Genomic DNA, 15,848 nt, shown 5'->3' with positions numbered 1-15,848 from the left:
AATAGAGAAAGCTGAGGCGGTCCCAAAAGTGTTCGCAGGATATGGGAACGTCCCAATTTATACGTGAAAGGACCTCAAATTCCACTGTAAAGTGGGAGATGAGGTCCTTTTTCTTGAAAAAAGCGCGATTGCTCCTCCTCGAGAGACTTCAAGATCGTGGTATCCTCCCTGTAGCAGCAAGTGCGCGGAGAGACCAAGCGTATACCGCATCAGAAAATAGAGGGAAAAGCTCCCTTTAATCTGGATAAAACGGGATATCCGCTCGATTTAGAGGGAAAAACGCCATTTAATGGGGGAGATTCCGACCGAATCCAGCGATTCGACCTGGATTAGAGGTAGGATTTCCCACTAAAGGGCATGCAAGTGCGCAGACGGGGCCAATAGAGGGCGTTTTTCCTCTTATTCGAAAGAAGGGTGATCGAACAGACAAGAATAATGTTTTTAGCCTTTTTTGGCGCCAATCTATAACGCACTCGTGCGATTCTGTAAGTCGTTCTGATCCTGAAAGGAGCGTCACCGCATGTTGCGTTGATGCTCCTTTTCGTCAAAGCTGGCTGCCGATAACGGATTCCACGGCCTTCTTCCAGCCGGAATAATGCCGTTGCCGATCGGCGGGATCCATGGCGGGAAGGAAGGACGTCCCTTGCTCGGCTATACGGCGCAAGTCATCCAGCGAGGACCAAATGCCCACCGCGAGCCCGCCCATATAGGCCGAGCCCAGGGCGGACAATTCGGCTGCGCCTGCTCGTTTGACTTCAATATGCAAGAGATCCGACTGGAATTGCATAAGGATACCGTTGCTTGATGCCCCGCCATCCACCCGAAGCTCGCGTAGTTGGATAGCTGTAGCATGCTGCAACAAGTCAATGGCATCTTTGACTTGATAGGCGATGCTTTCCAGCGCGGCTCTTGCGATATGGGCTTTGCCCGTTCCCCGGCTCATCCCTACAATCGCCGCGCGCGCATCCGGCTGCCAATAAGGAGCGCCAAGACCGACGAAGGCCGGAACGAGGTAGACGCCTTCATTATCGGGAGCCTGCATTAGCAGTGCATCAAGCTCGGAAATCGATTGAAACAAGCCGAGGTTATCCCGCAGCCAGTTCATGCTGTCGCCCGATGTTCGGATAATCGCCTCCGCCGCGTAAGTGACCTTACCGCCTTGCCCCCAGGCGATGGCTTGGACCAACCCCTGCTTCGAAGCCGACGGCTTGAAGCCGGTATTCATCAGGACGGACGTGCCCGTACCGTAGGTTGCTTTGGCCGATCCTTCTTCGAGGCATAAATGCCCGAACAAAGCGGCCTGCGAGTCGCCGATGACGCCGGCGATCGGAATGCCGTCGACGAGCGGCGTTGCCCCGCGGGTATACCCGTATATCATGTCGGAGGGCTTTGTCTCGGGAAGGAGCTCGCGAGGAATGCCGAATAAGCGGCAGAGCTCTTGATCCCATTGAAAGGTATGGATATTAAACAGGGAGGTTCGGCTGGCGTTGGTATAATCGGTCGCGTGAACCTTTCCGCCCGAGAGCTTCCAGAGCAGCCAGCTGTCCATCGTGCCGGCAAGCCAATCGCCTTTCGCCAGCTTACCGTCCGCGCAGGGGGTATGATCCAATAGCCACCGCCATTTGGCTGCCGAGAAATAAGGATCGAGCAACAAGCCGGATTTGGCTTGAACGGTTGGCTCGAAGCCAGAGTCTTTTAGCTTCTCGCACATCTCATAGGTTCGCTGGCATTGCCATACGATCGCCGGTCCGACGGGTTCCCCCGTCGTTTTATCCCAGATCAGGGCGGTCTCCCGCTGATTCGTTATGGTTAATGCGGAGAGCTGCTCCGAGCCGATCCCCGCTTTGTCGATGGCAGCTCCAGCGCACAAGAGCACATTTCCGTAAATTTCGGCCGCATCATGCTCTACCCATCCGGGCGAGGGATAAAATTGCTGATGCGGCATCGAACTGGAGGACAGAATTTGTCCGCTGCCCGATACGACGAGCGCTTTCGTTCCCGAAGTGCTCTGGTCGATTGTTAAAAGATAAGCCTCGCTCATGACTCCTGCCGCCCCAGCAATTGTAAAGCCGATCGTCGCAGTCCCTTGACGCTGATGCCGTAATGCGAGAATACTTCGGCCGTTTTGCCCGCGATCGCAGGTTCGTCGGGAATGCCGATAATTTTGAGCGGAACTGGACAATGCTGCCCGACAAGCTCCGCGACCGCTGCTCCGAGACCTCCGTGGACGCTATGCTCTTCGGCGGTAATTATACGTCCGGTCTCGCGAGCGGCCCGCAGAACAGCCTCGTTGTCCAGCGGTTTGATCGTATGCATGTTGAGTACCCGACAGGAAATTCCCTCCTCCCGCAAGACATTGGCGGAATCCAGCGCTATCCTTACCGTTTCGCCGGAGGCGATCATCGTCAAGTCGGAGCCCTCCAGCAGAGTAACGGCTTTGCCGATTTCGAACTCGTAATCCCCGGATGCATAGACATCCTCGACGGGATTGCGTCCGATTCGGATATAAGCGCCGCCCTCATGGGCGACGAGCGCTTCCGTCATCCGTTTGGTCTCATGTCGATCCGCAGGCATAAGAACGGTTATGCCCGGAATGGCGCGCATGACGGCCAGATCCTGAACCGAATGATGCGACATGCCAAGCGCGCCGTAGCTAATGCCGCCGCTAATGCCGACAAGCTTGACGTTGGTGCCTGAATAGGCGACGTCGACTTTGATCTGCTCGATGCTTCTCATGCTGAGAAAACAGGCGGGCGAGGCGACAAAAGGTTTCTTGCCGCTATGGGCAAGTCCGGCGGCAATGCCGACGATGTTCTGCTCCGCGATGCCGACCTCGACGAATTGCTCCGGATAGGCATCCGCGAACGGCCCCATAGCCGCGGAGCCCCGGGAGTCGCTTGCGAGCACCATTACGGTTTTGTCTTCTTGGGCGATGTCGAGCAAGGTTTCGCAGATGATCTGCCGATTGGCGATCGTGTTAGCCATGTTGCTCAGCTCCTCTCTTCGTCAACCTGGCCTGTTCGGCCGACAATTCGGCCAGAGCCCGGTCCAGTTCTTCGGTGCTCGGTACATGGTGATGCCAATGCGGGACGTTTTCGGCGAAGGAGATTCCTTTGCCTTTAACGGTATCGGCAAGTATGAGCGTCGGTTTGCCGGGAGCGGCAGGCGCGGCTTCCAACGCCTCTACGAGAGCGCCCATATCGTTGCCGTCCAAGGCAACGACGTTCCAGCCGAAGGCGGCCCACTTCTCGTCCAGCGGGTCAAGTCCCATGACGTTTTCCGTTGTGCCGCTTATTTGCAAGCGATTGCGGTCGACGATGCCGATCAAATTGTCGAGCTTATAGTGCGCGCCGGCCATCGCTGCTTCCCATACGGAGCCCTCGGCTTGCTCTCCGTCGCCCATCAGGCAGTAGACGCGATAACGTTTGTTGTCCCTCTTGGCCGCAAGCGCCATGCCAACCGAGATCGCGAGACCATGCCCCAGCGCTCCCGTGTTCATCTCGATGCCGGGCACCTTATTGTTGGGGTGACCGATTAACCTTGTTCCGAATTGTCCGAACGTATCCAGTTCTTCTTTGGGGAAGAAGCCGAGGTCGGCGAGAATGCACCATAACGATTCGACGGCATGGCCCTTGCTGGCGATAAAACGGTCGCGGTCGGGATCCTTCGGCCGCCTTGGTGCGATGTTCATGACGCGATAATAAAGCGCGGTAACAATATCGGTATTGCTGAGCGAGCCGCCGGTATGTCCGCTCTTTGCCTTATGGATCATGCGAAGCAGGTCCATTCGGATTTGAACGGCTTTTAATTGCAGGTGATGAATATCCATGCGTAATCCTCCTTCTACAGGCCCGATCCTCGGAGCCAAGCCTTAATCTCCGCTTCCGTCGGATCGACGGGATCGGGCGCAAGTCCGGGAATGTACTGGCATGCTTCGTATAAAGCGGGAATCGCATTGGCATGAATGCCGACGGCATGATGGACGTAGGGTCCTTTGACGAGCTTCTCTTCCCATAAAGGCCAATCGTTGACTTCCACCCACACATAAGAACCGCGCGTGTAAGGTCCCTGTATCCCTTTGGCTTTGCCAAGGAACAGGCTGTATTCTCCGTGATCGCCATCGAAACGGGCAAGCGTCATGCCGCCGCCTTTAATTTCGCCTTCATGAGTGCCGGGGGAATGATCGTCGAACAGAAAATGTTTTCGCAGCTTGGGTTTGTCCTCGACTGACAGGGATACCGGGAAATTGCCGCAATGAAACAGCAGCTCGCCGTTAGGATTGTCCGGGTGACGGACCGTAAGATCGGCGAAAAAGGTCGGGTGCTGATTCAACGTGGCCGCTTGCGTCATGACCGAGGTGATGGCGCCATGAATGTCCGTCTCGCAAGTGACGGGGATTTGCTCATCGGTGAGAATCGCGTTGGCCAGACAAGGCATAATGCCCATGGCATCCTGCAGCGACGACCAGCATTGAATCGCGATCGCGGTGCTTCCCGTCTGAACGGCGTATTGTTTCATTGCAACTTTTAACGACGCAATCCGTTTGACATCCGTCTCCGTCACCTCCGACCAGTCCAGCTTGGCTTTGATGTAATCCACGGCTTCGGCGAGCTCGGAGCCGAAGCCGCTTTCGATCCGTTTCGCCGCGCGCTGGATATCCACGATCGTAATAGGATGGAGCTCAATGCCGAACCTCTCCAGCAGTTCCCCTTCGTTGCACATCATCGTCCAGAAGGAGGAGGGACGCGGACCGATCTGCAAAATTCGCAGGCTGCGGAATTGCCTCACGACGTTGGCTGCCGCGATAAAATTCGTAAATCCGCGTTCGAATACGGGATCGTCCAGTCTGCTGTTAGTCACATAGGTAAACGGAACGTTGAACCGCCGCAATACTTTACCCGTTGCAAACAACCCGCATTGCGTATCCCGCAGCCTCATCCCGTCCTCGAGCGGAGCTTCGTCGCGGGGCCCCCACAACAGAACGGGCTTTCCGAGCGCTTTGCCCACCCGCGCGACCGTGTCTTCGGTGCCGAAATTGCAATGAGGAAAAAACACGGCATCCACTTTTTCCTGACGGAACCGATCGGCTATGAGATCCGCGCCAATGTGGTCGTCGTACAACAATCCCTCCTGGTTGATGCCCTCCAGATCGACGATGTCGATATCGAGTCCGAAGCTCTCCATCTTTTCCTTAATCATCACTTTGTACCGGAAAGCATCTTCCGCGCTGAACACGAATCGGCGTGTAGGGGCGTAGCCGAGCTTAAGCTTTTTCAAGTGAGAGTCCTCCTAAATTGACGATTTTGTTTAGCTAAACATATGTCACTTTTTTTCTGAACAATTTAATATGACAACAAGGTCACACCTAAATTAGCATGAAATATGATGAGGGTCAACTGAAATTTATATAAACAAAACTAAATTTATATTTAACTAAACTAATTGTTAAGTTGAGTTGTGTAGTTGATTGCATAATGTTTAGTTCGACTGTACACTAGAGTTTAGGATTTGAAAGAGTAGGAGGCATCTCGATGAAAATGGAAGACATCGCCCGAATGGCGGGCGTGTCCAAAGCAGCGGTGTCGCTTGCGTTTAGCGGAAAGCCGGGCGTGGCGCCAGAGACGCGCGAACGCATTCTCCAAATCGCCCAGGCGCATAATTACGAATTCAAACCCCGGAAATCGGGGGCCGATGCGGCCTCCAAAGCAATTACGTTCCTGGTGTTCGCCAATTCCGGACTCGTGGTCGACTCGTATTACCAGCAGCCTTTCTTTCGGGAATTGATCCACTTTACGGAGGAGCGCTGCAGGGCGCTTGGGTATTCGCTGATGTTCAGCACGATCTCGCTGGACAAGCTCGACGAAGGAATAACGTCGATTGCCGAAAGCGGGAATAGCCAAGGCGTTATCTTACTGGGGACGAATTTGGACCGAATACAGATATCGGATATCTCGGGCAAACTAGCCTTGCCGATGGTCGTTGTCGATAACTGCTACGAAACGCTGCCCATTCACTTCGTCGAGATTAATAATATGATGGGGGCATACGAAGCCGCTTCGCATCTGATCGGACTGGGGCATCGCCATATCGGCTATATCTCGTCCAGCGACCGCATCCATAATTTCGAGGAGCGCAGGCGCGGTTTTGCGTATGCGATGCGGGAACGGGGAGTCGAGCTGAACCCGGATTGCCTGTTCACCGTGGAGCCGACCATTCTTGTTGCCCAGGAAACGCTTAAGAACAAGCTGGCCGACTATTTGGGCGCAGGGAAGCCGATGCCCAGCGCATTTTTTTGCGAATGCGACTATATCGCCATCAGTACGGTCAAGACGCTTGCGGAAATGGGGTTGCGCGTTCCGGATGATGTGTCCGTGATCGGCTTCGACAACATCAAGGAAGCTCGGATCGTAACGCCGGAGCTGACTACGGTGCATGTCGAGAAGGAAAGCATGGCCAAATGGGCGGTCAACGCGCTCGTGCAGGAAATCGAGACCGGCAGCACCATTCGCAACAAAATATCGGTGGATACGCAGCTTGTCGTAAGGCAATCCACGCGGGCCGTATAAGGACGAGCTGTCTCAAAAGTATGACGCTCGCTTGATGAAATAGCTCACTTGTAGAATGAAACGTCAAAAAGAAATGGCGGTGCTAGGGCGTTACCCCTGCACCGCCATTTCTGGCTTTTGGTCTATTGCCGCCTTATTGAGCAAATTGTGGCGAGCGAAAGCCACCCGACCTCAAGGCTTACCTTCGGCAGGCCTCGAAGCAGGAGCGTCGTTAATAACGCCTATGGGATGGATTTGTTGCTGTTACGAGCTCCATAGTCGTTAATAACGCCTATGGGATGGATTCGTTGCTGTTACGAGCTCCATAGTCGTTAATAACGCCTATGGGATGTATTTGTTGCTGTTAAGCGCTTCATAGTCGTTAATAACGCCTATGGGAAGTATTTGTTGCTGTTAAGCGCTTCATAGTCGTTAATAACGCCTATGGGATGTTGTTGTTGCGGTTACGAGCTCCATAGTCGTTAATAACGCCTATGGGATGGATTCGTTGCTGTTACGAGCTCCATAGTCGTTAATAACGCCTATGGGATGTATTTGTTGCGGTTAAGAGCCCCATAGTCGTTAATAACGCCTATGGGAAGTATTTGTTGCTGTTACGAGCTCCATAGTCGTTAATAACGCCTATGGGAAGTATTTGTTGCTGTTAAGCGCTCCATAGTCGTTAATAACGCCTATGGGATGTTGTTGTTGCAGTGGTCGGTCAAGGGTAGGTATCCTGACCGACCATTTTTGTGTCTAACTGTGTGCATTAGCTGTCTCGCTATCATTTTTATATCTTTTGGGACAGCACGTTTTTTTTGTCGGTGCGTGCGCTTACATAGTTCTTAAAAATGTTCGCTCGTTTCTAAGTTTTCATCACTATTCATGCCAAGCGCTCGTCTATACAATGAAGTTAAGTCCCCCAAAGCAGCCGCTATCAGCTAAGGAGAAGGAGGATGGAGGCGGAATTGGAGCATGCGGCCGGAACCAAATGAACTCGCGCGCGGCGGGCGGGCTGCAAAAGGGAAGTTGTCTACCGCCAAAGTTCCTTCGTATAATAATTGCAACTAGAATGGAAGCGCTTCAAGCGAAGCCTCCGAATGCGAAAGAAGGCTGTTGCAGTGAAAAATATGAGGATCGTTCAGAAAATGGCGCTAGGTTACCTGCTTCTCGTGTTGTTGCCGATTATCGTTTTCGGCGGTTACTTGTACAATCAGTTCTACATGGACGTCATGTCCGAATATTCCGAAGGCAAGCAGAAGCTGGTGGTGCAAGCCGGCGACGGCTTCCGGTCCAGCTTGAAGCAGGTGGAATCCATTCATGCCTTGTTCATGAACAACCAGCAACTGATCGATTATTTAAACGGAAACTACAGTTCGGAGCTGCAGCATGTATACAACTATCTCAAAGACATACGTCCGCTATTTATATACGCGCAATCGCGCGATAACGGGATCTCTTCTCTTAAGTTGTACAAGACGCTGCCCAAGGTCCACTCCGTGGACGGAGAGCTCGAAGATCTGGATCGGATAAATGAAGAGCCTCTGGCGTTGCTGGAAGGGGTCAAAGTGGACGAAGGCGTGTGGTTGCGGAGCGCAAGCTCCGATATTGCCGAGCTTCCGAGCCTAACCTACTACCAGCGCATCTATAACAACAGCTATACGAAGCCGCTGGCCGTGCTGGAGATCAAAACGAATGAATCGTTGATTAGCAATTTCTTTAAGGCGGTAGATGTCAATCACAACATGCAAGTGCGGATCATGCAGGGCGGAGCAACGGCATACAGCAGCGAGGGTGCCGGACAGGACGACGAATTGACGGCAAGCTTGATTGCCATGGCGGATGAGAGCGATCAAGGTTATGCCTACTCCAGCAAGCAGAGGGCGCTTGTGAATTCGCTGACGATTCCGGAGCTGTCCACGACGTTCTACTTCTTTAGCCAGATGGACGAGGTGTTCGTCGATATTCGGACCAAGACGCTTGTCCTTGCTCTGATCCTGTTAGTATCGCTTGCGGTGCTGACGGGCATCTATTACGCGACGGCTTCCTCGATCGTTCGCCGCATTCTCGGACTGGCCAAGCACATGAGACGGGGAGACGAAAGCAATCTGACCTTCTACAAAGAAGGCAAATCCAACGATGAAATCGATTTGTTGACCCGATCCTACAACTCGCTGGTCCAGCGAATTGACGAGTTGCTAAATACCGTGCACAAAGCCGAGCTCATGAAGAAGGAAGCGGATTATCTGGTGCTGCAAGCGCAGATCAAGCCCCATTTTCTGTACAATACGCTGGAATCCATAAGGATGCTCGCCGAAATCAACAACGATCAGGAAGTCGTGGACGCGACCTACACGTTCGGGCGGCTGCTCAGGTACACGCTGAATTCCGGCGACAACGAGACGAGGCTGCAGCATGAGATCGATAACGTGAAGCATTATTTGGACATGCATAAGCTGCGCATGCTGGATCGGTTAAGCTTCTCCATCCAGGTGCTGACGGAGATTGAAGATATCCGCTGTCCACGCTTTATTCTGCAGCCGCTTGTGGAGAACTGCATCCAGCATGGCATCGGACAGAGCCGCAAGCGCGGAGAGATCGATATCGTCGTGCGAAGAGAAGGCGAAGAGCTCCAGATCGTGATTGCCGATAACGGTCCCGGCATCCCCGCGGAACGGCTGGAGCTGATCCGGGGCGTGCTGAGCAACGAACGGGACCGCGAGGAGCTGCAGAACGAAAATTCCGGTCACGGGCTTTACAATGTCAGCGAACGCATTCGCGCGTTCTACGGCGGACATACGCGGCTTCTGATCGAGAGCCGCGAAGGGGAGGGCACGAAGTATATTCTGAGGCTGACGGTTTCCCCCTTAGGCGGATCCGCCGCGCGTGGAGGATAACGATAAAAGGAGTGAAGATCGAATGGAGCAACAACGAATGAGCGAGATTCCGGATACGCTTATGCTGGAGGAGAGGGCGGCCCACGCCATCAACGCGATGATCGGGCTGGCCGACCGCGATCATGGCTACATCCCGTTCTTCAGCGCGGACTTGATGCACAAGCCCGCCTACATGCAGCATGGCGATTGGGATTACGGATCCTCCCACGGGAGGATGATCGACGGCTTGATTCTGGCCAGACATATGTCCGGCGAGACGTTCGGCAAGGAAGTCGAGGAGCGGTACCGCGAGAATCTGCTGTCGTTCTTCAAGGAGGACGGGATGAGCTATCGCCAAATCAACCCGACCCGCGACTGGGAGCCGAACGCCAACCTGATCGACCAGCGCGCCGTCATCCTGTCCTTGACGACCTGGTACATGGAGTCCGGGGATCCCAAGGTGAAGGAAGCGGCGGATCGGCATGTGGCCGCCCTAAAGCGAATCGCCGTCAAGGAACGGGACGTTTGGTATTATCCGGCGTCTGAATACAAGGAGACGGGCTGGCCATCGGCGAACGGCGTGCAGCTGAGACTGGCGCCGGACCCCGCGGCATTTTGCGGCAGGCTGGTCATGCCGCTGCTGAAGTACCACGAGCTGACCGGCAATGAAGACGCTTACGAGCTATGCCAGTTTTTCACCGCGCTAATCATGGAGCGGAGCGGCGTCTTCAACAAAGACGGCAGCTTCAACGATTCGCTGGCTTACCGCAGCGGCCACTTCCATACCCGTCTGGGGACGCTCGACGCCATCGCCCGCTTCGGCATGCACTCCGGCAACGCGGCGATGATCGCCTGGGTCAAGAAAAGCTACGATTGGGCGCTGACCAAATGCACGGCGTTCGGTTGGACGCCGGGCGATCTGCACGAGCAGGCCTATGAGCACGAGACGTGCTCGCTCGTGGACCTGATCGCCTGCGGCATTACGCTGGCCAAGAGCGGTTACGTGGAATATTGGGGCGTCGTCGAGCGGTTTCTGCGCAACCATCTGGCGGAATCGCAGCTGCTGGATCTCGACTGGGTGGAGCAGACGGACGACAAGTCGAACGATATACAGGCCCACACAACCTTCTACAAGGTGGCGGAGCGCACCCGGGGTTCCTTCGCGGGTTATTCGGCGCCGAACGATTTCGTGTGCGACGTCAACGAAGGGCGAGGCCATACGAGCGATTTGCAAATTTGCTGCCTGGGATCGGGCACGCGCGGCTTGTTCATGGGCTGGAGCAACACGATCACGGAGAAAAACGGGACCGTCAGCGTCAATTTTTTGCTGAACCGGGGTTCGAAGTGGCTTGACGTCAGCAGCCATCTGCCTCACGAAGGCAAGATCGTGCTGGACGTGCGCTCGGACATCGCAAGGCTTCTGATCCGCATACCGGAGTGGGCCGGTTTTACGAAGATCAAGTACACCCGCGAGCGGGAGGGTATCTTGACCGAAAGCAAAGGCAGCGAGGAGAGCAGCTGGGTCAACCGCCACTTCCTCTCGCTCGGCAAGGCGACCGCCGGGGAACGAATTACGGTGACCTTCCCGTTAAGCTTCCGCAAGACGCTGGAGAACGCCGTCGGCCAAACGTTCGAGGCGGAATGGCGCGGAGACGACGTGGTGGGGATTACCCCGAAAGGCACGAAAAAGCCGCTGTACAGCGGGCGGCAAGTTTTCGATCGGGCCCCGATGCGCGGGGGCGATTATCGCCGGCTGGATCGCGAATTCGTATGGTAAAACGGCTGCTTTGTTATTACGGCGACGACTTTACGGGGTCGACGGACGTGTTGGAGGCGCTGTATCGTACGGGCCTGCGCACGATCTTGTTCCTGGAACCGCCGGAACCGGAGCTGCTCCAGGGGAAATTCCGGGACGCGGATTGCTTCGGCGTGGCTGGAGTTAGCCGTTCCTTGCCGCCGGAAGAGATGGAGCGGGAGCTTCGTCCCGTTTTGGCTACGCTGAGGTCGGCGAACGCGGCGATCGTCCATTACAAGATTTGCTCCACGTTCGATTCATCTCCGGACACGGGCAGCATCGGACGGGCGATCGAGATCGGCAGCGACGTGTTCGATAGCCGCAAGCGAGGCAAGTTCGTGCCGCTGTTGGTAGGCGTCCCCTATTTGCGCCGGTATACGGTGTTCGGGCATCACTTTGCGGGAGCGGGGGGCGAGGTGCATCGGCTGGACCGCCACCCGACGATGAAGAGGCATCCCGTTACTCCCATGGCGGAATCGGATCTGCGTCTGCACTTGGGAAAGCAGACCGACTTGACCATCTCCCTGCTGGACATCGCGGCGCTGGACGGCGAGCATGAGGCCGTGCGCATGCGTCTCAATGGTCTTGTGTCGGAGGAGGAGCCGGATATCGTGCTCTTCGACGTGATCGACGAGAAGCGGCTGGCCACGGCGGGCAGGCTCATCTGGGAGGAGGCGGCGGAGGGCGAAGGCCTCTTCGTGGCGGGTTCCTCCGGCGTGGAATACGCGCTGGGATCCGCTTGGCGCGCGGAAGGGCTGGCGCCGGCGGAGGGCCCGGCGGTAGAACCGGTGAGCGCGGTCGACAGGCTGTTAGTCGTGTCGGGCAGCTGCTCGCCGGTTACCGAGCGGCAGATTCGTTATGCGCTCGATGCCGGTTATGCCGGCATCCGGGTCGCCGGAGAAGAGCTGCTGAGTCCCGAACGCCGGGAGGACGCGATCGCGAACCTGAAGCAGCAGACGCTGGAGCAGCTTGCCGAGGGGCGCAGCGTCATTCTGTATTCGGCGCTGGGTCCCCACGACGAGGGCATCGGCCCGCTGCGGCACGCGCTGGCGGCGCAAGGGCAACGCGCGGAGGCAAGCAGCCGCCTGCTCGGCGAGGCGCTTGGCGCTATTTGCCGGCAGGTCGTTGCAGAAGCCGGCATTTCCCGCATCGTCATCGCCGGCGGGGATACGTCGGGGTACGTCTCGCGGACGATCGGCATTTACGCTCTGGAATGCAAAGCCGCGATCGAGCCGGGAGGACCGTTATGCCGAGCCCATTGTCATGATCCGTCCATCGACGGGCTGGAGCTGGTGCTCAAAGGGGGACAGGTGGGAAGCGACGACTTCCTGGAGCGAGTGCGACTGGGAACGGCATCGGGGGCGAGAGGTTAATGGTCAGGAGGCGGGAGACGATGAAACGAACAAGACGGGAGGCCGCAAGCTTGCCCGATTATGAGAATTTAAACGTGCTTCAGCGGGGGACCGAACGGCCCAGAGCCGCTGCCGTTCCGTTCGCGGATGAACGGTCGGCGCTCGAAACCGATGGTTCGGCTTCCCCCTATTATCGCTGCCTGAGCGGCGATTGGAAATTTCATTTCGCGGAAAGTCCCGTTGAAGCTCCGGCTGGATTTCACGAGCTTTCATATGGCTGCGAAGACTGGGCGACGCTGCCGGTTCCGAGCAATTGGCAGCTGCACGGCTACGGCGTGCCCCTGTACAGCAGCAGCAAATATCCGTTCCCGGTGGATCCCCCGCATATTCCGAAGCGGAATCCCACAGGCTGTTATGTCACCACATTCTCCTTGGGAGAAGAATGGCTGGAGCGATGTCTCGTTCTGGCTTTCGACGGCGTCGACGCGGCGTTCCATCTGTGGGTGAACGGAGAGGAGGCCGGCTTCGGCCAAGGCAGCCACAATCGCATGGAATTCGATATTACGTCGCTTGTCCGCAAGGGCGAGAATAAGCTAGCGGTCCGCGTCTATCAATGGTCGACGGGCAGTTATCTCGAGGATCAGGACAAGTGGCGCCTCAGCGGCATATTCAGGGATGTGCATCTATTGTCCGTGTCGGGTACTCATCTATTCGACGCCAAGTTGGTCACCAAGCTCCGCGACTCGTACCGAGAAGGCGCCCTGGAGGTTGCCGTCACGATACGCAACCGGTCGCAAGGCGGCGCAGCAGGAAGCGAGGAGACCTGCTCTATTGAGGCGAAGCTCCTGAGTCCGGCTATGGCTGCCATTGCAAGCGCGGCAATTGCCGCAGCCGGTCCGGACCCAGGCGAAGAAACCGTCATCTGCGCCGAGCTACCCGTTGCCGCTCCCGAGCTTTGGTCGGCGGAGCGGCCGGCTCTCTATACGCTCCTGCTGACTTTGAAGAATGGACAGGGCGAAGCAACCGAGGTACAGCGCTTCTCCGTCGGCTTCCGCGACGTTCAGGTGAAGGACGGAAAGATGCTCGTCAACGGAAACCCCATCATTATTCGCGGGGTGAACCGCAATGAATTTCACCCCGATCTCGGCCACGTGACGACGATGGAGGACATGGTCCGGGACATTGCGTTAATGAAGCAGCATAATATCAATACCGTGCGCTGCTCGCATTATCCCAACGACGAACGTTGGCTCGACCTATGCGATCGTTATGGGCTGTACGTCATCGACGAAGCGGATCTGGAGACGCACGGCTGCGTGTTTCTGGGAGAGATCAGCCGTTGGATAAACAATCCCGACGAGAAAACCGCTTACGAAAGCGCGCTGGCCGAGGATCCCGCTTGGCGGGAAGCGTTCCTGGACCGGATGGCGCGATTGGTGGAAAGAGACAAAAACCATCCTTCCGTCATCGTCTGGTCGCTTGGCAACGAATCGGGTTACGGCGCCAATCACGATGCCATGGCTGCTTGGACCAGGGCGGCGGATCCCACGCGCCTTATTCATTACGAGCGGGCGGGAGAGTCTCCCGTTGTCGATATCGTCAGCTCCATGTATCCTTCCGTGGACATGTTGATCGCCGAAGGGGAGAAGGAGGATCCGCGCCCGTATCTGATGGTGGAATTCGGTCATGCGATGGGCAACGCGCTGGGCAATCAGCAGGAGTATTGGGACGCGGTCTACCGGTATCCCCGGCTCTGCGGAGGACTGATCTGGGAATGGTCCGATCTTGCGATTCGCCGCAAGATGGACGAAGGCAGTCTCAGATACGCGTACGGAGGCGACTTCGGCGACGAACCGCATAGCGGCCACTTCTGCATCGACGGGCTGTTGTTCCCCGACCGGTCGCCCAAGCCGGCTTTAACCGAATTCAAAAAGGCGATCGAACCCGTCGTCGTGCGGCCGGTCGAACCGGAAACAGGGATATTGCAGATAAGCAATCGCTATGATTCGGTCACGTTGGAGCATCTCCTGCCTCGTTGGCGGGTTTATCGCAACGGCGACGTCATAGAGGAGGGCGAGCTTCCGCCTTTGCCGATTTCACCGGGGGACGGAGAGCTTGTCGCGATTCCTTATCGCTCCGTGCCGACAGGCGGGGGAGAATATTGGCTCCATGTCAGCTTCGTTCTTCGCGAGCGCGCGGCATGGGCGGAAGCGGGACACGAGGTCGCATGGGCCGACGTGCCGCTGACCCGTTCCGGAAGCACGGAAGCCGCGGCAGCCAGGAAAGAGGCGGCGAATGCCATTGTCGCGAAGCAGGAGAGCGAATGGTCGCGTACGGAGAACGAATTGTCGCTGACGGAGAACGATGCCGTTCTATCAGTTTCCGGAGACGGCTTCGCCTTGGTTTTCGACAAGCTGGCCGGGGAGATCGTCACCTGGGAATGCAGGGGCACGTCCTTGCTGGCGAAGGGTCCCGCGATCCATCTATGGCGCGCGCCGGTGGACAACGACGTCCATCTGGCGAAGCGGTGGCGAGAGGCGGGTTATCACGAATTAACCGCCTATGCTCGCCGCGTCGATTCGGAGATCGCCGAAGGCGGTTCGGCCGTTCGGATCGAAGTGAAATCCATGCTGGGCGTCAAAGGGGCCCGCATGTTGTTCCGGACGGAGCAGCTGTATACGATTGGCGGCAACGGCGACGTAAGACTGGAGAACCGGATCATCCCCCTGAAGGAGGATCTGCCGCCGCTGCCCAGAGCGGGCATGCGGTTCGCGATGGCGAAGTCGTTCGACCGTTTCGCCTGGTTCGGCAGAGGCCCGCACGAATGTTACCCCGACCGCAAGGCGAGCGGCAAGCTCGGCGTCTACGAAGGCAAGGTTTCGGAACAATTCGTGCCGTATATCAAGCCTCAAGAGAGCGGAAGCAAGGCGGACGTGCGCTGGGCGACGATCGCCGAAGCCGGTGGCGCAGGTTTGCTCGTGGCGGGGGCCGCGGAGGGAATGCTGGGACAATTGGGCGTCAACCGATACGGGACGAAGGCGCTCGGCGAAACAAGCCATCATGCCGACCTTGTCCCGTCGGACGAAATCGAAGTTCTGGCGGATTGGAGACAATCGGGACTCGGCAACCATAGCTGCGGCTACGCGCCGACCATGCCGTCCTATTTGATATCCGCCGAAAGCATGACATATACCGTTCGGCTCAAACCGTTCTGGAACGACGAATCGCGGGCGGCCGCGATCCGGCGCGCCCATTCATCACACAAGGAGGGCTAACAGGC

At 56.6% G+C, this 15,848-nt stretch carries 9 protein-coding genes and 1 pseudogene; 5 read left to right on the top strand and 5 right to left on the bottom strand.

Going from position 1 to position 15,848, the window contains the following annotated elements; genetic code table 11:
- Nucleotides 1-544: 544 nt before the first annotated feature.
- The 4 genes from glpK to KJW29_RS13835 are packed head-to-tail and all read right to left on the bottom strand — an operon-like array spanning nucleotide 545 to nucleotide 5,277.
- Nucleotides 545-2,041 (bottom strand): glycerol kinase GlpK, encoded by a 1,497-nt coding sequence (glpK, locus tag KJW29_RS13850; RefSeq protein ID WP_214630204.1) that lies wholly within the window; start codon nucleotides 2,039-2,041, stop codon nucleotides 545-547.
- The gene (locus KJW29_RS13845; protein WP_214630203.1) at nucleotides 2,038-2,985 is read right to left on the bottom strand and encodes a transketolase family protein; all 948 of its coding nucleotides are present in this window, start codon (nucleotides 2,983-2,985) and stop codon (nucleotides 2,038-2,040) included. The genes glpK and KJW29_RS13845 overlap by 4 nt, the downstream gene beginning before the upstream one ends.
- A complete protein-coding gene (locus KJW29_RS13840) occupies nucleotides 2,978-3,829 on the bottom strand; it encodes a transketolase (RefSeq protein WP_214630202.1) in 852 nt (283 codons plus the stop codon). Before KJW29_RS13840 ends, KJW29_RS13845 begins: the two co-directional genes overlap by 8 nt.
- A gap of 14 nt (nucleotides 3,830-3,843) precedes the next feature.
- Nucleotides 3,844-5,277: an L-fucose/L-arabinose isomerase family protein gene (locus tag KJW29_RS13835; RefSeq protein ID WP_214630201.1), complete on the bottom strand. Its 1,434-nt coding sequence runs from the start codon at nucleotides 5,275-5,277 to the stop codon at nucleotides 3,844-3,846.
- Nucleotides 5,278-5,531: 254 nt separating this feature from the next.
- Here KJW29_RS13835 and KJW29_RS13830 point away from each other — a divergent pair, with 254 nt between their 5' ends.
- Nucleotides 5,532-6,566, top strand: a complete 1,035-nt coding sequence (locus KJW29_RS13830) for a LacI family DNA-binding transcriptional regulator (RefSeq protein WP_214630200.1) — start codon at nucleotides 5,532-5,534, stop codon at nucleotides 6,564-6,566.
- Between the two features lie 90 nt (nucleotides 6,567-6,656).
- On the opposite strand, the pseudogene KJW29_RS36765 reads toward KJW29_RS13830, so the two are convergent.
- Nucleotides 6,657-6,769 (bottom strand): annotated as a pseudogene (locus KJW29_RS36765) (transposase); the annotation flags it as partial.
- A 906-nt stretch (nucleotides 6,770-7,675) separates the two neighbouring features.
- Here KJW29_RS36765 and KJW29_RS13825 point away from each other — a divergent pair.
- From KJW29_RS13825 to KJW29_RS13810, 4 genes are read left to right on the top strand one after another with little or no spacing between them, the layout of a single operon-like run.
- On the top strand, nucleotides 7,676-9,442 hold the full coding sequence (locus KJW29_RS13825; protein WP_246608842.1) for a sensor histidine kinase: 1,767 nt from the start codon (nucleotides 7,676-7,678) through the stop codon (nucleotides 9,440-9,442).
- 22 nt (nucleotides 9,443-9,464) lie between these two features.
- Nucleotides 9,465-11,198, top strand: coding sequence for a glycoside hydrolase family protein (locus KJW29_RS13820; protein WP_246608717.1), 1,734 nt, complete (start codon nucleotides 9,465-9,467; stop codon nucleotides 11,196-11,198).
- Nucleotides 11,192-12,589, top strand: coding sequence for a four-carbon acid sugar kinase family protein (locus KJW29_RS13815; protein WP_214630198.1), 1,398 nt, complete (start codon nucleotides 11,192-11,194; stop codon nucleotides 12,587-12,589). The genes KJW29_RS13820 and KJW29_RS13815 overlap by 7 nt, the downstream gene beginning before the upstream one ends.
- A gap of 20 nt (nucleotides 12,590-12,609) precedes the next feature.
- Nucleotides 12,610-15,843, top strand: coding sequence for a glycoside hydrolase family 2 TIM barrel-domain containing protein (locus KJW29_RS13810; RefSeq protein ID WP_214630197.1), 3,234 nt, complete (start codon nucleotides 12,610-12,612; stop codon nucleotides 15,841-15,843).
- The last annotated feature ends 5 nt before the right edge of the window (nucleotides 15,844-15,848 follow it).

It is taken from the genome of Paenibacillus agaridevorans, assembly GCF_018604145.1.
GTDB classification, from domain to species: domain Bacteria; phylum Bacillota; class Bacilli; order Paenibacillales; family Paenibacillaceae; genus Pristimantibacillus; species Pristimantibacillus agaridevorans.
Note: the sequence above shows the minus strand (reverse complement) of the source record. Positions and strands in the feature narration are given on the sequence as shown.